A 24,037-nucleotide genomic window follows, 5' to 3' on the forward strand; every position below is an offset into this window, starting at 1 on the left:
TATCACAACAAGGATTGACAATTATATTATAATAAAAATATCGTTAAACGAAAGTTGTCTATTTTAGCTAAATAATATGTTGATTTCGAGTTCAATAAAATTGATGAAATTCATCTAAATTTAAATATATTACCTAATCTCCAATTTAGATATAGTGCTTCCTATTTGAACTTTATACCTTCCTTTTGGTAAGTAGTATTTTCCGTTGCTAGCCTTATTGATATCTATACTGGTATTTTCTTTCATTAAAGCTTTCCTACCTTTTTCAGTAATGTCTAAATTATAATAAACGTAGTTGAAGCCTTTATCTGAATTGATTGACAAACTATTTAATTCAGCACCTTTCTCAGATAATACCTTAAGGGTCTTACTACCAGAAGTATTACTATAAAACTGAATGGCCTTTTCAGGCTCAAAAGCGTCTAACCACTTACTCCAAGAGCTTCCCCAACGATCAGATTTACGTACAGGGCTTAAATCGAAAATTGTTATAGAATTGGATTTTAATTTTCCATTCATTTTTTGGAGGGGCGCAATATTTGCCTTATAAATACTACGACCATGCGTACCCAATAATAAATCTTTAGCTTCAGGTTGAACGACAATGTCATGAAAAGCTACATTAGGTAATCCATGAGAAAATATTTCCCAAGAATTCCCCATATCAAAAGATACGTATGCTCCATTATCAGTTCCAACATAAAGTAGTTTTTCGTTTTCAGGATCTTCCTTTATCACGTTTACCGGTGAAGCAGGAATATTATTGCTAATATCTTTCCAGTTCTGACCATAATCATCACTCATATAAACATATACCTTAAAATCATCCCAACGGTAACCATTTAACGTAACATAAACACGTTCTTTCTTATGCTGAGACGCAACAACTCGACTTACCCAAAGGTCCTTTGGAAATGAACTCGAAATGTTTGTCCAGCTAGCACCTGCATTCTTAGTTACTTGCACTAGACCATCATCTGATCCTGTATAAATCAGTCCAAATTGATATGGACTCTCACTAATAGAAGTTATAGTGCCATAGGCAACATTTCCTTTTTTGCCTCCGTTTGTTAAATCAACGCTTATAGCCTCCCAATCGTTACCTTGATTCATAGAACGCATTAATTTATTGCCTCCCAAATACAAAATATCTTGATTGTGCGGAGAAAGCAAAATTGGCGTTTGCCAATTAAATCGGTATGGGTTTTCTCCCAAAGTATGCTTAGGTTGTATATAAACTCTATCACCTGTCTCTAAATTGAGTCTGAAATAATTTCCAAACTGATAACCTGTATATACAATATTTGAATTTCTATTGTCAATTTGTACTTGCATGCCATCACCTCCCATAATAGATTCCCATGGATACTGACCACGCTGATGCCAGCCTTTATCTTCGCGGGCATTATTAGCACCCTTCCAAACCCCATTATCTTGCAAGCCACCATAGATATTATATGGTTTTTCATTATCAACATTGATGGCATAAAACTGTCCAACTGATGGTGAGTTGTTTTTTATCCAATTTTCACCATCGTCATATGTAATATTAACACCTCCATCATTTCCATCTATTAAGTGATTTGGATTTTTAGGATTTATCCATAATGCATGATGGTCTGCATGAACATTTTCTGCACTAATAGAAGACCAAGATTTTCCGCCATCTTTTGATTTTACAATCGGAACACCGTAAATGTAAATATCATTCTCATTTGTTGGAGAGACATGTATATGACCAAAATAATACCCATAACTAAAGTATATACCATCTAAATAATCCTCATGAGTTTTCTTCCATGTTTTACCTCCATCTGTACTTTTATAAACCTCAGCTCCTACAACAGGTGTGTCAAATAACATAGAATTTGCATCTTCAAGATACTTGGCTAAATCTACAGGTTTTACATTACCTGAGCGCACCATCTGTTTTACATTTTCAGCTCTATACTTTTCTTGAAAACCATTTGTTTTAAGAAATGTGTTAAGCTTTTTATCATCTAAGGCTAAAAAGTCTTTATTTGACATGGTTTTAAAATCTTCTTTGGTTAAACCACGCTTATCAGATTTCTTCTTTTCGTCCGGCCTTCTGAATTGACTATCATGTACAGCGTAAATAATATCATCATTAAAGACTGCAACACCAATTCTACCAACACCTTCGCCTGTTGGGAAACCACTATTCTCAGTTGATACTTTAGTCCAAGTTGCACCAGCATCTGTACTTTTATAAATGCCAGAATTTGAACCATTTCCTGTAAAGTTCCATGCTTTCCTGTCTTTTGTCCAAGAGGTAGCAAACATAACATTATAGTTGTTTGGGCTATGTTGTAAATCAATAATTCCACTCATATCATCAACATATAATGTTTGTTCCCAAGTTTTTCCACCATCTGTAGTTTTATATACTCCTCTTTCAGTATTTGGAGAATATAAATGACCCGTTACTCCTACAGTAACAACATTTGGATCGTCTGGATGAATAAGAATTGGTGCGAAATGGTGGGCATCCATCAAACCAACATTTTTCCATGATTCCCCATTGTTTGTTGATTTTAAAAGTCCTATCCCAGCATAAGAAGATCTCGACGCATTATTTTCACCTGTCCCAACATATATGGTTCTTGACGGCCAGTGCACTGCTATATCACCAACATTTTGAGTGTCAGAACTATCTAGGATTGGTGTAAATGTTGTTCCATTATTTGTAGTATGCCAAATACCACCAGAAGCATACCCAACATAAAATTCTGAAGGCATGTTAGGGTTAACATCCAAATCTACTACACGACCACTCATAATGGTTGGACCTATATTTTTAAAAGGTACGTTTTTAACTAATGACGTTTGTGTCATTGCTCTTTTTTGCTCTAAGGCATTTTTTATTGTCTCAGCAGAAGTTGCAGGCTGTTGTGCTTTTAAAAAAAGTGTCCAAAATATAAAGGCTAATGAAAGAAATTTTGAATAAGACATGATGGTTGGTTTTTACAAGATGAAAATTAACTAATCTAATATCCTGAACAAAATTTGCTAACAAAGTTTAACAGATTCTTGTACCTTTAAAGTTCTAAATTTTTTGAAAATGAAATACGATTCAATAGACTCTAAACTCTTTATAAAAAACCGCAAAAACTTCATGTCACAAATGAAGCCAAGTAGTTTAGCCGTGTTCAATTCTAATGATATTTATCCAATAAGTGCTGACAGTACCTTACCCTTTGCCCAACATAGAGATATCTTCTATTTAAGTGGTGTTGACCAAGAGGAAAGTATTTTAGTTTTATTCCCTGACTGTCCTAAAGAAAAGCATCGAGAAATTTTATTCTTAAAAGAAACCAGCGATCACATTGCAGTTTGGGAAGGAGAAAAGTTGACTAAAGAAAAAGCCTTTGAGACTTCTGGTATTAAGACAGTATACTGGTTGCAGGATATGGAAAAGGTCATGTTTGAATTAATGACGCAATGTGATACAGTATACATTAATACCAATGAACATTATAGAGCCAATGTAGAAACGGAAACTCGTGAGGATCGTTTTACAAAATGGTTGAAGGATAAATACCCAGCGCATTCAGTAGCAAAGAGCAATCCTATTTTACAGCGCTTACGCTCGGTAAAAGATCAAATTGAACTAGACTTAATGCAAAAAGCCTGTGATATTACCGAAAAAGGTTTTAAACGAATTTTAAATTTTGTAGAACCTGGAGTTTGGGAGTATAATATCGAGGCTGAGTATATGCATGAATTTTTGAATAATCGTTCTAAAGGATTTGCTTATACACCAATTATTGCATCTGGGAACAATGCTAACGTTTTGCATTATATAGAAAACAATCAACAGTGTAAAGCAGGCGATTTAATTCTTATGGACGTTGGAGCAGAATATGCCAATTATTCTAGTGATATGACAAGGACAATCCCTGTATCAGGTAAATTCACTGATAGACAAAGAGCCGTGTATAATGCAGTCAATAGAGTTAAAGACAATGCCACAAAAATGTTGGTCCCAGGAACCTTATGGGAAAAATACCATGTTGAAGTTGGGAAACTTATGACTTCTGAACTTTTGGATTTGGGCTTAATTGATAAGGCAGATGTGCAAAATGAAAATCCTGATTGGCCTGCCTATAAAAAGTATTTTATGCACGGAACGTCTCATCATATTGGTTTAGACACACATGACTATGGGTTATTACATGAACCAATGAAAGCAAATATGGTATTTACCGTTGAACCTGGAATATATATACCAGATGAAGGTTTTGGTATAAGGCTAGAGGATGATGTTGTGATTCAAGATTCGGGCGAACCATTCAATTTAATGCGCAATATCCCAATTGAAGCAGATGAGATTGAAGATTTAATGAACAGTTAGTAAGGATAACTTCATTATCTTAGCGTTCGATCTAAAAAAAATAGTTTGATTACAGAATTTTTAAAACATACAGGTGAATATCTTAGGCAATACCCACAAATTAGATTGTCAATGAAAGAAGAGTTCGCTGTAAGAGATTCTGTTTTGAATTCCTTAGGATTAAAAAACCTAAATCAACTTAGAGACCGTTACGAAGGACAAACATTTCTTGATAAAACTTTAAAAAATTACGGAGGTTTAGTATCGTGCCAAAAGCATTTAAACCTGGCGATCACAACAATTAATGAGCTTAACATAAAAGATTTTAAGCCACAACTTCTTGGCAAAGATGGTGTTTACGACATTAAAGTCTTCGATTTTGGCTCATTACCCGTTCTAGAGTTTAAAACTATACTAAACCCAATAGTCTTTGTGATTCAAAAAGACAAATCTACTTTTAGCATTTGCGGCTATGGTGATAAAGAAATGATTTTAAACAATTTGGTAGATTCTAGTAATGAAACTGTAAATTCTGTTAACCTAAAAAACTTTATTGGGTTCAGTGATCTAAAACCAATTGAGGAAATTATTTAACTGATGAGTACGTCTTATACGGTAGGGAGTTTATATGCTGGTGTTGGAGGTATCTGCATGGGATTTAAAAACAACGGATTCAGACTCTCTTGGGCCAATGAATTTGACAAAAATGCCTGCAAAACTTATCGCAATAATTTTAAACATCAACTAATTGAAGGTGATGTAATGGAATTAGATATTTCTGCTTTAGATGAGATTGATGTTTTAACAGCAGGTTTTCCTTGTCAACCATTTTCCGTTGCTGGCTACAGACAGGGCTTTGATGATAAGCGTGGTAATCATTTTTTTAAAATCTTAGATTTTGTTGATGAGATGCGACCAAAAGTGTTGTTTCTAGAAAACGTGAAGAATCTCGTTGGCCACGATAAGGGAAGAACTTTTAAAATTATAAAAGAACTTATTGAAAAACGCAATTATACGTTTGATGCCAGGGTATTAAACACCAAAGATTATGGTAACGTACCTCATAATAGAGAGCGCATCTTTATTGTCGCATTTGATAAGGAAATGGACACTTCATTTTTTAATGATTTTGAATTTCGATTTCCTGAAAAGGAGGAACTAACACAAACAGTACAAGATGTAGTATTGACAGAAAAAGTAGATGACAGATACTACTATGGTGAAGATAAGTATATGTACCCTATGCTCAAAGATGCTATGAAACGAGATGATACAGTGTATCAATTTAGACGCCAATATGTGCGCGAAAACAAGTCTAATGTTTGCCCAACACTCACAGCCAATATGGGTACTGGTGGTCATAATGTCCCTTTGATAAAAACACCTTATGGATTTAGAAAGCTAACACCACGAGAGTGTTTTAGATTTCAAGGGTTTGATGACAATTATAAACTACCAAATATCGCGATTTCTCATCTCTACAAACAAGCAGGAAATTCCGTGAGTGTTCCTGTGATTAATCGACTATCAAAGTATATTCTAGAAGTTCTTAATACGGTAGAGATAAAAACTGTAGATGACACATTAGAGACTGTTACAATATAAATCCATATCATCTTAAAGGTCTTATACTACCGCTGTTGTGTTTTCAAAAATATAACGTTGTAACTTTTGTAATGTTTCTAATTTATCACTCGTATTTACTAGTAAAGAAATATTATTATTACTGCCCCCATATGCAATCATTCTAACATTAACATCCTGAAGAACCTGAAACAATTCTGGAGTATCAGGATGATAAATTATCTGATTTCCCACTAGGCAAACAATACTCATATAATCATCAACCTCAACAGTTGCAAATTTTTGAAGTTCTTCAACTATTTGCCCTAAATATGTAATGTCATCAATAGTTAGTGATATCGCTATTTCTGAAGTTGTTACCATATCAATTGGCGTCTCATACTTCTCAAATACCTCAAAAACCTTCTTTAAAAAACCATGAGCCAATAGCATCCTTACCGACTTTATCTTTATCGCTGTAATATTATCCTTGGCAGCCATTGCTTTTATTCCTTCACCATGGATTTTATTAGTTATTAAAGTACCATGAGCGTCTGGTGCCATTGTGTTTTTTAATCGTAATGGAATATCAAGATTTCTTACCGGTAAGACAGTAAGAGGATGTAAAATTTTTGCTCCAAAATAGGCTAATTCTGCAGCTTCATCATAGGATAGTTTTGATATAGCAGAAGTTTCATTAACATATCTAGGATCATTGTTATGAAATCCATCAATATCAGTCCAGATTTGAACTTCATTAGCTTCAATTGCTGCTCCTATAATTGTTGCGGTATAATCACTGCCTCCACGTTGTAAATTGGTAATTGCTCCATCAGCATCTAAGCAAATAAACCCTTGTGTAACATATACATCAGCTTTATCTGAAGATTCTATCAAGCGATTTAGATTTTGTTTTATATAAAATAGGTCTGGTTCATTATTTCTATCAATTCTCATAAAATCTAATGCTGGTAATAATTGAGCATTTTTCCCTTCCTGCCTTAAAAACCGAGTGAACATATATGTTGAAAGCAATTCGCCATTAGCAAGTATCATATTATGAAGTGGCAAACTATAGTCTTGATCTACAGCATCTTTCAAACCTTTGAAAATATGATTAACATATGTTGTAACTTCATTTCGTAATTCGACATTACTTAATAAATCATATACCGTTTCATTATACTTTTCATGTAATACATCAATCTTTTCTTTAGCTCTTGAGCATTGCTCATTTTTAAAAAGCATCGAAATTTCGATCAGTGCATTTGTGGTCCCAGACATCGCCGAAAGAACCACTATTTTAGTCTGTTCTGAATCTATAATTTCCTTAACATGATTCATGTTAATAACAGATCCTACTGAAGTACCGCCAAACTTATAAACCAACATAATTCTACTTTTATAAAGCAAAAGTATAATGCGCTTGAAAGACAACTAAAAAAATAAAAGAAATAGTTTACTTTTACACAAATTGTTAATTAAATAACAAAATGAAAACAATAGCGTCTTGCGTAGAGGAAATTTTAATCACGCAACCATTTTTAGAAGAAGCTCTATTTAGAGAGATCATTAATTTCTCAGCATTGTCAGAGGAATTACAAGAACCAATAAGCAAAATGCTAAGGAAACCTGTAAAGACAGGTGCTATTATGATGGCATTAAGACGCTATAATCCACCCAGACATTTGAGGCAATCGCAACAACTTAAATTGGTTTTAAAGGAACTTGGAGATATTACTGTTCGTTCTAATTTATTGGATTTTACTTTTCAAAATTCTGCTACTTTAATAGAAAGCCATGCTAAGGTATTGGAAAACCTAAATCCAAAAGCTTTCTATGGTTTTTCTAGAGGAATATATGAGAGCAATATTGTGGTTTCAGAATCGGAAAAACAAATAGTACTTGACAGTTTTAAACAAGAAAATATGATAGGATCTCAAAACAATCTTTCTGCAATAAGCATCAGGTTACCCGAAAATAATTCAAAAATTTCAGGTTTATATTATCAGATTTTTAAGCGATTCGCATGGGAAAATATTTCACTATATGAAGTAATTTCTACGACAAACGAATTTACCGTCTTGGTAGAAAATCATTTGGTAGATAAAGCATTTTCTGCTATTAAGAGTTTGAATTCTTTTTAAGATTAACTAATACATTTCCAATTATAAATGCAATAATTGCTGGCAATATCCAACCAAGACTTTGGTCTGCTAAGGGTAATAGTTCTGTGATTGGTCTAAGCGAATTCTCAGGCAGGAAATACTTCAGGAAATCTGGAATACTAAAAATAAAAGTCACACTAACTACGATTCTAAATATGGTAATGCCTGCATATCCATCTGGTAAAATATTGAGTAGTATTAGTACAATTGAAATAGGATAAATAAACATTAATGCTGGCAAAGCAATATCAATGATAAATCTAACTTCATAGCTGCCAACAATTATTCCAGTAACACAACATATAATAGTTGTAATTACATATACTTTGCGATTGTTATTAAACAATTCCTCAAAAAAATCAGCAATAGATACAGTGATAGCAACAGCCGTTGTAAAACAGGCAAGTCCCACCAAAACACTTACAAATGTTGCACCAATGTTGCCTAAAGTCTTCACCGCAAGTCCAAACAATAAATCCGTTCTACTGACATCAGTAGGAAACTCGCCATTATAAATTGCGCCAATTGAGATAAGACCAGCATAAATAATGAATAAACCTAACATTGCCACAAATCCTGATTTGGCAATGATTTTCTTCTTTTCAGAATATGAAAATGAATTGTTTTTATTCAGTGAAATAATAATTACTCCACCCATAACCATACCTGCAAGTGCATCATAAGTTTGGTAGCCCTCCAACAAACCATCTACAAATGGTGTTTCAAATATTGGAGGATTCATATCTGAACTAGTTGAAACTAAACCTAAAATAATGATTAATAAAACCATTATTACAATTATTGGAGTCAAGTACTTACCCAAAATATTCAATGCCTTAGAACGGTTAATTACAAAAAGAAAAACTAAGGAGAAATAAATCAGGCTCGTCCAAATTGCAGGTGTGCCCAAAATTGGTTCAATGACCATTTCGTGGGTTACGGCAGCTGTTCTTGGTGAGGGTAATGCAACAATAATAAGATACATGACAATGCAATAAATCAAACTAAAAAGTGGTGATACCTTATTGCCAAATGCAAGCATTGTTCCTTGAAGTTTTGCATGTGCGAACAAAGACAAAAATGGAATTACTGTAGTTGTAATAATGAACCCAAAAGCAACTAACCACCAATCTGGACCAGAATTATATCCTAAAAGTGGTGGAAGAATTAAATTGCCAGCTCCAAAAAAACCTGCGAATAGCACAAAACCGAAAAGAAAAATTCGTTTTGTATTGTTCATTAATCTGTTTTTACGAGTTCTAAATCATGAAAATCGAAACTAAAATCAGTTATTGGTGCAATGTATTTCATAGATGCCGTAACTGCCTTTCCATTTTCGTTAAAAGTGAACTGAACAAAAACATCTGCATCATAACTTCTATCTTTCCATTTTGCAACAAAGGTGGTTGCATTATATGGTAATAATTCACCGAACAATCTTGGTGATCGTATACATTTTATCTCATAACCTTGTCCGTCATGACTAACTACAATATTACCAAACCAATCATCTGTATAAGTCCCAACTATTTGATCTGGTTTTGGAAGAATAGGATTCGCTTTAATTTTATCAACTTTTAAATACACCTCAGCTTTGATACTATCATTGTATTTTAAATATTTTGAATTTCTCTCTCTATAAAACTTTAACCAGTTTCTATCTTCATATCCTAAATAAGAATCTTTAATTGTATTGGTAATAGCATTGAAAGCTGATCCATTCATTTGGTTTGTAAGGACAACAATTGCCAATTCTAAGTCTGGTATCATGGTAAACTGTGTTACCGTACCTATTAGACCACCAGTGTGATAGACTTGTTTAAAACCACCTTTCACATCTGTAACAAACCAACCCAATCCATAGCCTCTAAAATTAGAATTATACCAATCTCCTGGTCTTACTTTGAGTGGCGTTTGTAATTGCCACAATTCATGAAACTGTTCTTTGCTTAACAAGCGCTCACCTTCTTCTGTTACAGCATCATTCATTAAAAAATTTGCCCAAGTAAGCATATCATTTACATTACTAACAATACCACCTGCAGCATTTGCGGTTTCACTCCAATCATGGGGAATCTGAATTACTTTGCCATCAGCTCTAGTATGTGCATCAATAATATTAGATCTATCCGAAACTCGATTATAAGAGGCTTTACTATTGGTCATACCAACAGGTTTCATGATTTTTTGTTCAATAAATTCTTCCCAGGTGAGGCCACTGACACGTTTTAATACTTCTCCTGCTATTATAAACATGTTGTTGTTATAAGCAAACTTACTTCTAAAGGAACTTTCTGGTTCTAAAAATTTTACGTTGTTTATAATATCATCAACCGTGAAATCATTCCCTTCTGGGAAAAACATTAAATCTCCTGCTCCTAGTCCCATACCACTTCTATGTGTTACCAAATCTCTAACAGTTAAATTTTCAGTCACCCATGAATCGTGTAACTGAAATTCTGGAATATGTTTTCTAACAGGATCTTCCCAATTCAATTTTCCCTCATCAATCATCATGGCCAACGCAAAACAAGTGAAACCTTTACTGTTTGAAGCAACACCTACTAAAGTATTATCATTCATATTTCCATTCTTAGTCAAAGATCTGACACCGTGACCACTTGCATAGACAACTTCACCCTCTTTTAATATCCCAACTGAAATCCCAGGAACTTCAAAAGTTTTAAGTGATTCATTAATTAATTGATCTAGTTCCGCTTCTTGTAGCTGAGCATTTAAAAAAAAGCTAATAGGGATAACCAACAGCAGTAATGATAGTTTTAAAAATTTCATTGAAGATTGATTTGGTTTGAAATCTCTCAAATATAACAAAATTGTATAGGATTGGTATTATATAAAATGGATAGCAAAATCTATATTTGCCTTAGTGATTTTACATTATAAAAACATTGATATACATTTTAAGGTTACAGGGGAAGGTAAACCTTTATTACTACTGCATGGTTTTCTTGAAAGTAAAGAAATGTGGGAGGAATTGATACCTCTCTTTTCTTCAAAGAATAAAGTAATTTCTATTGATTTATTGGGTCATGGAAAAACAGACTCAATAGGTTACATACACACTATGGAAGATATGGCCGGATGCGTTTTTACTGTTTTAAAACATGTAAAAGTTAAAAGTGTAAAAGTTATTGGTCACTCCATGGGTGGCTATGTGGCACTTGCATTGTCAGATCTTTATCCCAATCTTGTTTCAGATTTATGTTTGATGAATTCCACCTTTGAAGATGATTCTGAAGAGAGAATAAAACTGAGACTTCGAGCAGTAGAAATGGTATGTAAAAATTATAAACAATTAGTAAGAACTTCATTCGCAAATCTTTTTGCACCTGAGAGCAAAGAGAGATTCAAGTCTAAATATAATGATGCTCTTAAAGTAGCTCTAAAAACTCCTGTTCAAGGATATATTGCTGCTCAACGAGGTATGGCTCAGCGCAATCGCAGATTAAATGTTTTTAAAAACATACAGGGTAAAAAGGTAATACTAATTGGTAAAAAAGACAATCTTATTAATCCTAAGGCTTTAGCTAAATTAATCAAAAACACACCTATTAAATTGGTTGAATTATCTGGAGGGCATATGAGCCATATTGAAAATAAAACAGATTTATCTTACTTTTTAAAACATTTTATCGAAAAATAACACATTTTAGCGTTTTTATGTTGTTTTTTTATCTAAGTTTATTGTCCCAAAACAAATAATGAGATATAACACAAATCTACCATGACGCCTACCAAACTTTATTGTGATTTTTTTGGTCATAATTACCAACTATCTAAAAAGGTCACAAACCACGTGAAAGAGTATACATGTAAATGTTGTAAAAAACAATTGACAACCAATAGTAACGGTAAATTAATTGAGCTTACCCCAAAATATCAAGACATAAATTCCGCATTAGAACGTATCTATACAAGCAGATTAATACGTTTAAAGCAAAAAACATTCAGTTCATCGATTTATTAATTGTTAATAACCTGTGAATAACTAGTTTTTATATATTAGAACTCCCTATTTATCCTTAATCTACATAAAGAAAAAGACTACTAGTTAAATGAAAAACGTTTACTGCTCATTATTTGGCCACAACTACGTAGTGTCAAAAAACGTGACTTACCACGTTAAAGAATACAAGTGCAAACACTGCAAATCTGAAATGACAATTGATGGCAACGGAAAGTTTATCCCATTAACTCCAAAGTTCAAAGAAATAAATTCTGTTTTAAACCGTATACATAACAAACGATTAGAACGAAGTCAAAAAATATTTATGATTAGCTCGTAAGAGCATTCCATCCTTTTGCAATAATTGGAATTTTTTGTTCAGCTCTTGTAACTAAATACATTCCATTATTTTGATCTGTTATATATCCAATCACTGTTAAATTTGGATTTCCTTTTATTTTGGGATGGTCTTCTTGAGAAATTGTCATAAGCAATTCATAATCCTCTCCTCCATTTAAAGCAATAGTAGTACTATCAATATCAAACTCCTCACAAGTTGAAATAACCTGCGGGTCTAAAGGAATCTTATTTTCATATAGAGCAACACCAACATTACTTTGCTTACACAGGTGAATTATTTCAGACGAAAGACCATCACTTATATCAATCATACTGGTGGGTTTTACCTCAAGCTTTTCTAATAATTCTACGATGTCTTTTCTTGCTTCTGGTTTTAATTGGCGCTCAACAATATAAGCATACATAGATAAGTCTGGTTGATTATTTGGATTAACCTTAAAAACCTCCTTCTCACGTTCCAATACCTGAAGTCCCATATAGGCACCTCCAACATCTCCAGTTACTACCAAAAGGTCATTTGGTTTAGCACCAGACCTCAATACTTCATTGCCTTCTTCTACTTCTCCTATTGCAGTCACGGAAATAATTAATCCAGATGTTGATGAGGTTGTATCTCCACCAACTACATCAATGTTATAGATTTTTGCTGCAGTTTCAATCCCAGCATACAACTCTTCTAAAGCTTCAACAGGGAATCTGTTGGAAACGGCAATAGATACTGTAATTTGTTTGGCAATTGCATTCATTGCATAAACATCCGAAAGATTTACAATCACTGCCTTATACCCTAGATGCTTCAATGGCACATAGCTCAAATCAAAATGAACACCCTCAACCAACAAATCAGTTGTAATAACAATCTGTTTATTCTTAAAACTTAAAACAGCAGCATCATCACCAATTCCTTTTATTGTAGATTTTTGAGTTATACTAAAGTTTTGAGTAAGGTGTTCAATTAATTTAAATTCTCCTAATTCACTTAATTGCGTACGATGTGGATTCTTATCTTCTAACATATTGCAAAAATATTATGTTTTTTAAATACGTTAGGTATTTATGTCAATAATTAAGATGTTCTTTCTAACAAATGTAAAATTTACTGTAAATTGCTAAAAAAAGATTATGAAACGCTCCATAAAAATCACGACTAGCATGCTAGTTGTTTTAACCTTAACATTTCATTTATTTAGTTGTTCAGATGATGACACAACGTCTGATAATCCGATAAATTTTACTCCTCAATTTCCTTGTGAAAATGGTTTTGCAAATGGGCATCCATGTAATGGGGTTGATTTAATGAGTCTAATTCCTGTTGAAGAACTCGGTGGCGATGGTGCAGAAGGAAATGATTCTTGGGGTTGGACAGACCCTGAGACTGGAAAGGAATATGCTTTAGTTGGGACAACTACAAGTGCTGCCTTTGTAGATATTTCAGACCCGACACAACCTATATATTTAGGCAGAATTCCTACAGAAACCGTGAACAGTATTTGGCGCGATATAAAAGTTTATAATAATTATGCATTCATTGTAGCTGATTTTACTTCTAGTGTTCCTTTAGCAGACAGGCAACATGGCATGCAAGTATTTGACCTAACGAGACTGCGAAATGTTGCTAACCCACCTCAAATCTTTTCTCCAGATGTTATATATAACGGCTTTGGTAAAGCCCATAATATTGTAATTAATGAAGAAAGTGGCTTTGCATATGCTGTAGGTACTGAGACATTTTCTGGAGGTCCACATTTTGTAAACATTCAAAACCCATTAAATCCTCTTTCAGCCGGTGGTTATGCAGATGATGCTTATTCTCATGATGCCCAAGTAGTAACATACAATGGGCCAGATGTCGACTATACTGGAAGAGAAATATTAATTGGCAGTAACGTTAATGAAGTAGTTCTAGTAGATGTAACTGATAAGAATGCACCTACCCAAATTTCAACAATGAATTATAGTAACATTGGTTATACGCATCAAGGTTGGTTTACTGATGATATGACTTACTTCTTGTTGGGTGACGAAGTGGACGAAATTAATTTTGGTTTAAATACCAGAACAGTAGTTTTTGATTTTACTGATTTAGACAATCCTACATTTCAAATGGACTATTATGGTCCAACAGGAGCAATTGACCACAATGGTTATGTGGTAGGTGACAATTTCTACATTGCAAATTACTCGGCTGGCTTAAGAATAGTTGATATTTCTAATATTGCATCAGGTGTAATGACAGAATTTGCTTTTTTTGACACCTTCATCCCTAATGATAATACAGCTTTTAATGGCGCATGGAATATCTATCCATACTTTGAAAGTGGCAATATCATAATAAGTGATATTGAAGGTGGACTATTTGTGGTAAAACCAGATTAATATTATGAAATTAGGTAAGCTAAAATACTTGCTTGGTTTTTGCCTTCTCTTTAATTGTTCTGACGACGATCCATCTTCATTTCCGAATAATTTTGAAGTTGTGGTTGAAACTTTAGGCGGCTCTAATAACGATAGTGCTCAGTCAGTAACAGCTACAGTTGATGGAGGGTATATCATCTTGGGATACACGCAAAGTAATGATGGTGATTTAACTGATAAACAAGATACAAGTTTTGATTTCTGGGTAATTAAATATAGCTCGCAAAACACTGTTGAATGGCAAAAAACTTATGGCGGTTCTGGTGACGATAGAGGCAATAGTATTGTTCAAACCCAAGATGGTGGGTATGCGATTTTGGGATTCAGTTTTAGTGAAGATGGTGACGTTACTAATAATGAAGGACTTCAAGATTTCTGGTTACTCCGTTTAGATGCTTCTGGCAACCTAATTTGGCAAAATTCATTTGGCTTTGAAGGTTCAGATTCCGGCATTTCTTTAATTGAAACAAGTGATCTAGGATTTTTACTCTCTGGTATTATAGATATCTCTGCATCTGGAGGCCAAGGTGTAACCAACCGCAACGATAATAGACATGCAGGCGGAGATTATTGGTTGATTAAGGTTAATCAATTAGGAGAACTTGAATGGAGCAATTTCTATGGTGGAAATTTTACCGATACACCTTTCGGAATTGTACAAAAAGATAATAATGGCTTTTTGGTTGTTGGAAGTTCCGATAGTAGTGATACCGATATTTCAAATAATAAAGGCACTTACGATTTTTGGATATTAGATATATCACCTGAAGGTGCGCTTCTTAATGAAAAATCCCTAGGTGGAACACAAATAGATGAAGGTAGATCAATCATTGCTTCAGGAGATGGCAATTTTTTAATTACTGGTGATATCAGAAGTGATGATGTTGACGTTTCAAACAATAAAGGTGGCGCAGATTTATGGTTGGTAAAGATTACTCCTCAAGGCGAACTGATATGGGAAAAGTCTATTGGAGGTTCAAATTTTGATGTCGCCAGATCAATTAAATCTTCTCAAGATGGTAATTTTATTCTGTCTGGAAGTTCTCGTAGTAATGATTTTGATGTTAACAACAATAAAGGTCAAAATGATGCTTGGGTTTTAAAAATTAATGCAAACGGCGAAGTTCTCTGGGAAACGACCATTGGCGGTTCAAATATTGATTTTGCATATGATATTGCAGAATTAAATGACGGTTCAATAATCGCAGTTGGTGACACCTCTAGCATTGATGGAGACATAATTATTAATAAAGGATTTTCTGATTTACTTTTAATAAAAATAGAGGATTAATGAAAAAAATATTGGCTTTACTTGGTCTTATAGTATTGGTATTGTATTCCTGTGGAGAGGACAATGATGATAACCAGGAACCTCAAGTCTATACAACTTTTGAGTTTACCCATAATTGGGATGGTACCCTAATTACCAGCATTAATTTTAATGCAATTCAATATATTAATGAAAATGGTGATTTATTAAGTATCGAAAGATTAAGGTATGTTGTGTCAGATATTATTTTTTCAAATGAAGAAAGAACTATTGAATTAGACATTTACAATCTAATTGATGTTACAAATAATGATATGAGTTTTACTCCTCAAGAGCCCGTTCCAACTGGCACATATAATGTGTCATTTACTTTTGGATTGGATAATGAGGATAATTCTGAGAATTTGATTGACCTAAATTCTGAATCTTTCAATGTTCCTGATAATTTAGGTGGAGGTTACCACTACATGCAATTAGATGGAAAGTTTATAAACTCCAGTATGGAAGAACAAGGATACAACTACCATGCTATAAGAGCAGTGGAGAATCTAGGTCCAAATGCAACGTTTCCTCAAGACACGTTCTTTAGTGTTGATTTAGGGAATATTGTTATTAACGACAATGTTGAGGTTGAGGTTGAAATGAATATTGCAGAATGGTTTAAAACTCCTAATCTTTGGGATTTAAACGAATTGAATCAAATGCTTATGCCGAACACTTCCGCACAGATTCTTATGTATCAAAATGGTCAAAATGTATTTAGTTTAGGTAATGTTAACTAATAAAGGAACGCGACATATTATTTTCTTTTTCGGGCTATTAATTCTAAATTATAATTGTTCGAGTGATGATAGGACTCATATACCAAAATTACAACCATTAGAAATTCCTGAAATATTTTCAGATAATATTATTGATCCAATAATCCCATCTGATAACCCTCAGACCAAAGAGGGAATTGCCTTGGGTAAAAGATTATTTTTTGACAATATTTTATCAGCCAATGGAACAAAATCTTGTGCATCTTGTCATTCTCCTCAAAATGCATTTACAGATAATGCCCCAACAAGTTTAGGCATTGACGGAATTGCCGGAACACGCAATTCTATGCCTCTATTTAATATGGCTTGGAACTATAATGAAAGGTTTAATTGGGATGGTAAGGCATTAAGTCTCGAAACACAAGCAATCGAACCAGTTGAAAACCCAATTGAACTTCATAGTGATTGGGACAATGTTGTGGCGAGATTACAAGCTCATCCAGATTACCCTGAGTTATTTGATCTTGCATTTAATACACCTACAATAACAAAAGAGCTTACGACCAAAGCCATTTCACAATTTGAAAGAACATTGATTTCTGCCAATTCAAAATTTGATAACTACTTGCAAAATCAAGCAGTTTTATCACCACAAGAACTCAATGGACTAGATATTTTTATGCGTGAAGATAAGGGTGATTGCTTTCATTGTCATGGAAACCCTAATAATCCTTTATGGACTGATAATGATTTTCACAACAACGGTTTAGATAGTCAATTTACTGATTTAGGTCTTGGCGCAGTTACTGGTGACCCATCGGACAATGGTAAATTTAAATCACCTTCACTTCGCAATTTAGCCTATTCTCCACCATATATGCATGACGGTAGATTTTCTACATTAGATGAAGTTATTAATCATTACAGTGAAGGACTTCAGAACTCTCCAACAATTGATCCTTTAATGAAAAAAGTTGATGAAGGTGGTGTACAACTAACAGATCAAGAAAAAGCAGATTTAAAGCTATTTTTACTCACATTAACCGACCCTTCTTTTATTGCCAATCCGGATTTCCAGAATTAATTTTAAAGGTTTTTCTAAATATTTAGTGTCTTTCATCGAATATTTATGTATTTCAACCGTTAAAGGCTGAATTTTCACTACATTGTCTGCTCCCAAAGAAACTAATATTATGAAAACCTACCCAAATACAGCGCTACCATGTACAGCGTTTGGTCATAATTACATTAAAACTAAAATTAATAACGACCAAACTTCCGAATTAACTTGTAATCACTGCGGAATTGTAGTAAATACAGACACCAAAGGAAATTTTGAACACATTAGTAATCCCAACACTCACATTAAAAGAGTATTAAGAAAATTGTATCATTTAAGACTACAATCCGTTAAGGCAAAATTATCCGCATAGCTTATAGTCAAATCCTATGAAATCATATGCTAATATAATGTTAGCAATTATGGTTTAAGCCTTGTTATATCGTATATTTGCATTCAATTTAGAACGAATCTAGTTAAACGATATGATTAAAGTTTCTGAACAAGCGAAGAAAAAAGTCATGGAACTTATGACTGTTGACGGCTATAATCCAGATACTGATTTCATCAGAGTTGGTGTTAAAAGTGGTGGATGCTCTGGGCTTTCTTATGATCTTAAATTCGATAAAGAACATGCCCAAGACGATAAGATTTTTGAAGACAATGGTATCAAAATCATAGTTGACAAGAAAAGCTTTCTTTACTTAATTGGGACCACCCTAGAATATTCAGGAGGACTTAACGGAACTGGCTTTGTTTTTAATAATCCTAATGCCAATCGCACTTGTGGGTGTGGAGAATCATTTTCACTTTAAAATATACTAATGAGTAAATATACTGAAGACGATTTAAGAGAGGAGTTAAAAACCAAAGAGTATGAATATGGTTTTTACACAGATATTGAATCTGAAACATTCTCGAAAGGTTTAAATGAAGATATTGTAAAAGCGATATCCAAGAAAAAAGAAGAGCCAGAGTGGATGACAGAGTGGAGACTTGAAGCTTTTAGAGTATGGAAAGAAATGACTGAGCCAGACTGGGCAAATGTTCTTTACGAAAAACCAGATTTTCAGGCCATCTCATATTATTCTGCCCCGAATAGCAAGCCTAAGTACGATAGCCTAGATGAAGTAGACCCTGAACTTTTGGAAACTTTTGAGAAATTAGGGATTTCCCTAGATGAGCAAAAGAAATTAGCTGGTGTTGCTATGGATGTTGTAGTAGATTCCGTGTCTGTAGCCACAACATTTAAAAAGACATTGGCAGAAAAGGGTATCATATTCATGAGTATTTCTGAAGCCATTCAGAAGTATCCGGAATTAGTCAAAAAATATATAGGCACCGTTGTACCTCAAAAAGATAACTTCTATGCTGCATTAAACAGTGCTGTTTTTAGTGATGGTTCATTTTGCTACATCCCGAAAGGGGTTAAATGCCCTATGGAATTGTCTACTTATTTTAGAATAAATCAGGCTGGAACAGGTCAATTTGAAAGAACTTTGGTGATTGCAGATGAAGGTAGCTATGTAAGTTATCTAGAAGGTTGTACGGCTCCAAGTAGAGACGAAAACCAACTTCATGCAGCCGTTGTAGAATTGATTGCACTTGATAACGCGGAGATAAAATACTCAACTGTTCAAAACTGGTTCCCAGGAAATGCCGAAGGTAAAGGTGGCGTATACAATTTTGTTACAAAACGTGGATTGTGTGAAAAGAATGCTAAAATTTCTTGGACCCAAGTTGAGACAGGAAGTGCCGTAACTTGGAAATATCCTTCTTGTATATTAAAAGGAGACAACTCAGTAGGTGAATTTTATTCAATTGCCGTAACAAACAATTATCAACAAGCAGATACTGGAACAAAAATGATTCACCTTGGCGATAATACAAAATCAACCATTATTTCTAAAGGTATTTCTGCAGGTAAGTCACAAAATTCGTATCGTGGATTAGTTCAAATAAGCTCAAGAGCAAATAATGCTCGTAATTTTTCACAGTGTGATAGTTTACTAATGGGTAATGAGTGTGGTGCACATACCTTCCCATATATCGAAGCAAACAACAAATCGGCACAAATAGAGCATGAAGCTACTACAAGTAAAATTGGTGAAGATCAGATTTTCTATTGTAACCAAAGAGGAATTGATACAGAAAAGGCAATAGCTCTTATTGTCAATGGCTTTAGTAAAGAAGTTCTTAACAAATTACCTATGGAATTTGCTGTAGAGGCTCAGAAATTATTAGAAATTAGTCTAGAGGGATCAGTAGGTTAATACATAAAAAAGATGAAAAAAATTGTATTCATTCTAATTGCGATAATCAGTTTTTCAAGTTGTAAAAACGATGCTAAGCAAAATATAAATCTTGAGGAAAATAGAGCAAAATCATACGATGCAAATGATGGTTTTATTACAATGAAAGGTGATTTTGTGTACGATGCAAATAAAAATGCAGCGGTATTTCAAACAGGAAATGACATTTATGGCGTTATCGTAGACGATAATATGAAGGCCTTAAATGAAAAAGTAAAACCATTTAAGGAAGATGAATATACCTCTGTCCCAATTACGGTAAGAGTTAAGAGAATTAAAAATTCAAATAAGGCTAGCCTATGGACATATAATATTGAAATAAAGGAAATTTTAAAGGTGGAAGCACCTGACCCAAATAAAGACGACGTTATAAAACTAGCAAATTAAAGACAATGTTAAAAATAAAGAATTTACATGCGAGTGTAGAAGATAAGGCAATCTTAAAAGGTATAGATCTACATGTAAGACCAGGTGAAGTACATGCTATTATGGGACCAAACGGTTCAGGAAAAAGTACTTTGGCATCAGTAGTAGCTGGTAAAGAAGAATATGAAGTAGATGAGGGTGAAATCATTTTAGATGGAGAAAATATTGACGAACTTGGACCAGAAGAGCGTGCTCATAAAGGAGTATTTATGTCCTTTCAATATCCTGTTGAAATTCCCGGAGTTAGTGTTACGAACTTTATTAAAACAGCGATTAACGAGACGCGTAAGGCGAAAGGTTTAGAAGATATGCCCGCAAATGAAATGCTAAAGCTTATAAGAGAAAAATCTGAGCTTTTAGACATTGATCGTAAGTTCTTATCGCGCTCGCTAAACGAAGGTTTTTCTGGTGGTGAGAAAAAGCGAAATGAAATTTTTCAAATGGCAATGCTAGAGCCGAAATTAGCTATTTTAGATGAAACTGATTCTGGTTTAGATATTGATGCGCTAAGAATTGTAGCTAATGGCGTAAATAAACTTAAGTCTGAGGACAATGCTGTTATTGTAATAACACATTACCAAAGATTGTTAGACTATATAGTACCGGATTATGTACATGTTTTACACAACGGGAGAATTGTAAAAACAGGAACAAAAGATTTAGCTCACGAATTAGAAGCTAAAGGTTACGACTGGGTTAAGGAAGAAGTAAACGCTTAATATTAAGCAAATGGAATTAAAAGAAAAGTTAGTATCCTCATTCATGGCATTTGAAAATATGGTAGACATAGATTCACCAGTACATGATATTAGGACTGAAGCTATAAAGACTTTCGAAGTTGAAGGTTTCCCTACGAAGCGACAAGAAGCTTGGAAATACACCTCATTAAATTCGGTTTTAAAGCACGATTATAGTGTTTTCCCTAAGCATGAAAAAGCTCTTGAATTCAAGGATGTAAAGAAGTATTTTCTTCATGAAATTGATTCTTATAAAATCATCTTTATTGATGGGAAGTACTCATCACACTTGTCTCAAACGACACATGATGGAATTGATGTTTGTTTAATGTCTTCTGCACTTACGAAGCCAAAGTATCGTTTAATCATTGAGAATTATTTCAATAAAATAGCGTCTAATGATGGTTTATCTTCTTTAAATACGGCGTTTTCGGCAGAAGGAGCTTACATCCATATTCCAAAAAACAAGTTGGTAGAAAAACCTATCCAGATATTACATTTTTCTACTGGTAATGAATCTGCTTTAATGCTTCAACCACGTAATTTAGTTGTGGTAGATGAGAACTCTCATGTTCAAATTATTGAGCGTCATCAAAGCTTAACAGATAATCCAATATTAACAAATAGTGTAACAGAGATTTTTGCCAATAAAAGAGCGATTGTAGATTATTACAAGATTCAAAATGATAAATCCACTGCATCATTGATTGATAATACGTTTATAAATCAAAAACAAGAAAGTATTGCTAAAGTTCATACGTTTTCATTTGGTGGTAAACTAACACGAAATAATTTAAACTATTATCAAAACGGTGAACGTATTGACTCTACCATGAAGGGTATTACTATTATTGGAGATAAACAACACGTAGATCATAATACACTTGTTCACCATATTAAACCAAACTGTGAAAGCCATCAGGACTATAAGGGTATATTTGATGATAGGGCTACTGGTGTTTTTAATGGTAAGGTTGTCGTAGAGAAAGAAGCGCAAAAAACGAATGCTTTTCAGGCTAACAATAATGTTTTAATTAGCGATAAAGCGAGTATTAACACAAAACCACAACTAGAAATTTTTGCTGATGATGTAAAATGTTCTCATGGTTGTACCATTGGTCAATTGGATGAAAGTGCAATGTTTTATCTTAGATCTAGAGGCATTCCTGAAAAGGAAGCGAAAGCATTATTGATGTTTGCTTTTAGTAATAATGTACTTGACTCAGTAAAAATTCCTGTACTTAAAAATCGTATAACTAGAATTATCGCCAACAAACTGGGTGTTGACATTGGTTTTGATCTTTAAATAAAGTTGTTAGGAGAAGAAATGATATTTGATGTTAAGAGCATAAGAGAAGATTTCCCAATTCTTTATAGAAAGGTTAACGGCAAACCACTAGTTTATTTAGATAATGCAGCGACCTCTCAAACACCTCAGCAGGTGATTGACGTTATTGTAGATTACTATTCTAAGTACAACGCAAATATTCATCGAGGTGTACATACCTTAAGCCAAGAAGCAACTGATGCCTATGAGAATGCACGTAGGACAATTCAATCGCATTTCAATGCCAAACATCCTCATGAGATAATTTTCACTTCGGGCACAACCCACAGTATAAATATGATCGCAAATGGGTTTGCTTCGCTGTTAAAAAAAGGTGATGAAATTATCGTTTCTGCCTTAGAACATCATAGTAACATAGTACCATGGCAAATGCTCTGTGAAAAAACAGGGGCGACGCTGAAGGTAATCCCCATGAATTCAGAAGGGGAGCTGATAATTTCAGAATATGATATGCTCCTCAATGAAAATACAAAGTTGGTCTTTGTGAATCATATTTCTAATGCATTAGGCACAATTAACCCAATAGAAAACATTATTACTAAAGCACATGATGTTGGAGCGGCTGTTTTAATTGATGGTGCCCAAGCATGTCCACATTTAAAGCCAGATGTTCAGAAATTAAATGTAGATTTTTATGTGTGTTCTGCTCACAAAATTTGTGGACCTACTGGAATTGGTATGCTATATGGAAAAGAAGAATGGCTTCAAAAATTACCGCCTTATCAAGGTGGTGGTGAAATGATAGCTGAAGTCTCCTTCGACAAAACCACCTATGCAGATTTACCTCATAAATTTGAGGCTGGTACGCCTAATGTGTGTGGTGGAATTGCCTTTGGTGCCGCCATAGATTATATGAATACTATTGGATTCGAAACCATAGCACAATATGAGGGTGAACTTTTAGAATATGCAACAACAGAATTGCTCTATATAGATGGCTTAAAAATTTATGGCACTTCAGCTAATAAAACTTCTGTAATATCATTTAACGTAGGCAACATTCACCCATACGATTTAGGCACTCTACTTGACAAAATGGGTATTGCCGTCCGCACTGGACATCATTGTGCACAACCAATTATGGACTTTTATAAAATTCCAGGTACTGTCCGTGCATCATTTATGTTCTACAATACAAAGGAAGAAATTGACTTATTTATTTCTGCACTTAAAAAGTCAATTATGATGTTATCTTAAAAATTTGGCATTAAAAGTGTAACTTACATTCTCAACACTTTTATAATGAAAATACTACTATCTATATTCAGTTTTTTACTTCTTACCAATTCTTGTAAC

General features: G+C 33.8%; 21 protein-coding genes. 16 read left to right on the forward strand and 5 right to left on the reverse strand.

All coding sequences use genetic code 11. The features are described from left to right. Positions 1-129: 129 nt before the first annotated feature. Positions 130-2,973, reverse strand: coding sequence for a YCF48-related protein (locus tag DUZ96_RS09860; protein ID WP_114301787.1), 2,844 nt, complete (start codon positions 2,971-2,973; stop codon positions 130-132). Positions 2,974-3,082: 109 nt separating this feature from the next. Between DUZ96_RS09860 and DUZ96_RS09865 the strand changes: the two genes are divergently transcribed. The 3 genes from DUZ96_RS09865 (at position 3,083) to dcm (ending at position 5,959) form a co-directional block, all read left to right on the forward strand. Continuing rightward, positions 3,083-4,375: an aminopeptidase P family protein gene (locus tag DUZ96_RS09865; protein ID WP_114301788.1), complete on the forward strand. Its 1,293-nt coding sequence runs from the start codon at positions 3,083-3,085 to the stop codon at positions 4,373-4,375. 111 nt (positions 4,376-4,486) lie between these two features. Continuing rightward, complete coding sequence (locus DUZ96_RS09870; protein WP_147267076.1) at positions 4,487-4,948, forward strand: hypothetical protein; 462 nt, start codon at positions 4,487-4,489, stop codon at positions 4,946-4,948. Between the two features lie 3 nt (positions 4,949-4,951). Next, complete coding sequence (gene dcm, locus DUZ96_RS09875; protein WP_114301790.1) at positions 4,952-5,959, forward strand: DNA (cytosine-5-)-methyltransferase; 1,008 nt, start codon at positions 4,952-4,954, stop codon at positions 5,957-5,959. A gap of 21 nt (positions 5,960-5,980) precedes the next feature. Here the strand turns inward: dcm and DUZ96_RS09880 are convergent, their stop codons facing one another. Beyond that, positions 5,981-7,309: an aspartate kinase gene (locus DUZ96_RS09880; RefSeq protein ID WP_114301791.1), complete on the reverse strand. Its 1,329-nt coding sequence runs from the start codon at positions 7,307-7,309 to the stop codon at positions 5,981-5,983. Positions 7,310-7,410: 101 nt separating this feature from the next. On the opposite strand from DUZ96_RS09880, the gene DUZ96_RS09885 reads away from it, so the two are divergent. Next, the gene (locus DUZ96_RS09885) at positions 7,411-8,064 is read left to right on the forward strand and encodes a hypothetical protein (RefSeq protein WP_114301792.1); all 654 of its coding nucleotides are present in this window, start codon (positions 7,411-7,413) and stop codon (positions 8,062-8,064) included. Here the strand turns inward: DUZ96_RS09885 and brnQ are convergent. Further along, a complete protein-coding gene (gene brnQ, locus DUZ96_RS09890) occupies positions 8,042-9,325 on the reverse strand; it encodes a branched-chain amino acid transport system II carrier protein (protein WP_114301793.1) in 1,284 nt (427 codons plus the stop codon). The two genes, DUZ96_RS09885 and brnQ, sit on opposite strands and share 23 nt — an antisense overlap. Further along, positions 9,325-10,878 (reverse strand): serine hydrolase, encoded by a 1,554-nt coding sequence (locus DUZ96_RS09895; RefSeq protein ID WP_114302327.1) that lies wholly within the window; start codon positions 10,876-10,878, stop codon positions 9,325-9,327. The genes brnQ and DUZ96_RS09895 overlap by 1 nt, the downstream gene beginning before the upstream one ends. A gap of 94 nt (positions 10,879-10,972) precedes the next feature. Between DUZ96_RS09895 and DUZ96_RS09900 the strand changes: the two genes are divergently transcribed. Then, complete coding sequence (locus DUZ96_RS09900) at positions 10,973-11,749, forward strand: alpha/beta fold hydrolase (protein WP_114301794.1); 777 nt, start codon at positions 10,973-10,975, stop codon at positions 11,747-11,749. 632 nt (positions 11,750-12,381) lie between these two features. Here DUZ96_RS09900 and thiL read toward each other — a convergent pair. Then, positions 12,382-13,428: a thiamine-phosphate kinase gene (thiL, locus tag DUZ96_RS09915; protein ID WP_114301797.1), complete on the reverse strand. Its 1,047-nt coding sequence runs from the start codon at positions 13,426-13,428 to the stop codon at positions 12,382-12,384. A 106-nt stretch (positions 13,429-13,534) separates the two neighbouring features. Between thiL and DUZ96_RS09920 the strand changes: the two genes are divergently transcribed. The 11 genes from DUZ96_RS09920 (at position 13,535) to DUZ96_RS09970 (ending at position 23,938) form a co-directional block, all read left to right on the forward strand. Continuing rightward, the gene (locus tag DUZ96_RS09920) at positions 13,535-14,788 is read left to right on the forward strand and encodes a choice-of-anchor B family protein (protein ID WP_114301798.1); all 1,254 of its coding nucleotides are present in this window, start codon (positions 13,535-13,537) and stop codon (positions 14,786-14,788) included. 4 nt (positions 14,789-14,792) lie between these two features. Continuing rightward, entirely contained in the window at positions 14,793-16,118 is a 1,326-nt protein-coding gene (locus tag DUZ96_RS09925) for a hypothetical protein (RefSeq protein WP_114301799.1), read from the forward strand. Beyond that, positions 16,118-16,879 carry an MbnP family protein gene (locus tag DUZ96_RS09930; protein ID WP_114301800.1) on the forward strand — a complete coding sequence of 254 codons (762 nt, stop codon included), beginning with the start codon at positions 16,118-16,120 and terminating at the stop codon, positions 16,877-16,879. The genes DUZ96_RS09925 and DUZ96_RS09930 overlap by 1 nt, the downstream gene beginning before the upstream one ends. Continuing rightward, the gene (locus DUZ96_RS09935) at positions 16,869-17,942 is read left to right on the forward strand and encodes a cytochrome-c peroxidase (RefSeq protein WP_114301801.1); all 1,074 of its coding nucleotides are present in this window, start codon (positions 16,869-16,871) and stop codon (positions 17,940-17,942) included. Before DUZ96_RS09930 ends, DUZ96_RS09935 begins: the two co-directional genes overlap by 11 nt. Positions 17,943-18,051: 109 nt before the next feature. Beyond that, positions 18,052-18,291 carry a hypothetical protein gene (locus DUZ96_RS09940; protein WP_114301802.1) on the forward strand — a complete coding sequence of 80 codons (240 nt, stop codon included), beginning with the start codon at positions 18,052-18,054 and terminating at the stop codon, positions 18,289-18,291. 112 nt (positions 18,292-18,403) lie between these two features. Continuing rightward, on the forward strand, positions 18,404-18,733 hold the full coding sequence (locus DUZ96_RS09945; RefSeq protein ID WP_114301803.1) for an iron-sulfur cluster assembly accessory protein: 330 nt from the start codon (positions 18,404-18,406) through the stop codon (positions 18,731-18,733). 9 nt (positions 18,734-18,742) lie between these two features. Next, on the forward strand, positions 18,743-20,191 hold the full coding sequence (gene sufB, locus DUZ96_RS09950) for a Fe-S cluster assembly protein SufB (protein WP_114301804.1): 1,449 nt from the start codon (positions 18,743-18,745) through the stop codon (positions 20,189-20,191). A 12-nt stretch (positions 20,192-20,203) separates the two neighbouring features. Further along, positions 20,204-20,617 carry a hypothetical protein gene (locus tag DUZ96_RS09955; RefSeq protein WP_114301805.1) on the forward strand — a complete coding sequence of 138 codons (414 nt, stop codon included), beginning with the start codon at positions 20,204-20,206 and terminating at the stop codon, positions 20,615-20,617. Between the two features lie 5 nt (positions 20,618-20,622). Next, the gene (gene sufC, locus DUZ96_RS09960; protein ID WP_114301806.1) at positions 20,623-21,375 is read left to right on the forward strand and encodes a Fe-S cluster assembly ATPase SufC; all 753 of its coding nucleotides are present in this window, start codon (positions 20,623-20,625) and stop codon (positions 21,373-21,375) included. Between the two features lie 10 nt (positions 21,376-21,385). Then, the gene (sufD, locus tag DUZ96_RS09965; RefSeq protein ID WP_114301807.1) at positions 21,386-22,699 is read left to right on the forward strand and encodes a Fe-S cluster assembly protein SufD; all 1,314 of its coding nucleotides are present in this window, start codon (positions 21,386-21,388) and stop codon (positions 22,697-22,699) included. 24 nt (positions 22,700-22,723) lie between these two features. Further along, entirely contained in the window at positions 22,724-23,938 is a 1,215-nt protein-coding gene (locus DUZ96_RS09970; protein ID WP_114302328.1) for an aminotransferase class V-fold PLP-dependent enzyme, read from the forward strand. The last annotated feature ends 99 nt before the right edge of the window (positions 23,939-24,037 follow it).

Source organism: Winogradskyella sp. KYW1333 (assembly GCF_003335675.1).
GTDB lineage: Bacteria > Bacteroidota > Bacteroidia > Flavobacteriales > Flavobacteriaceae > Winogradskyella.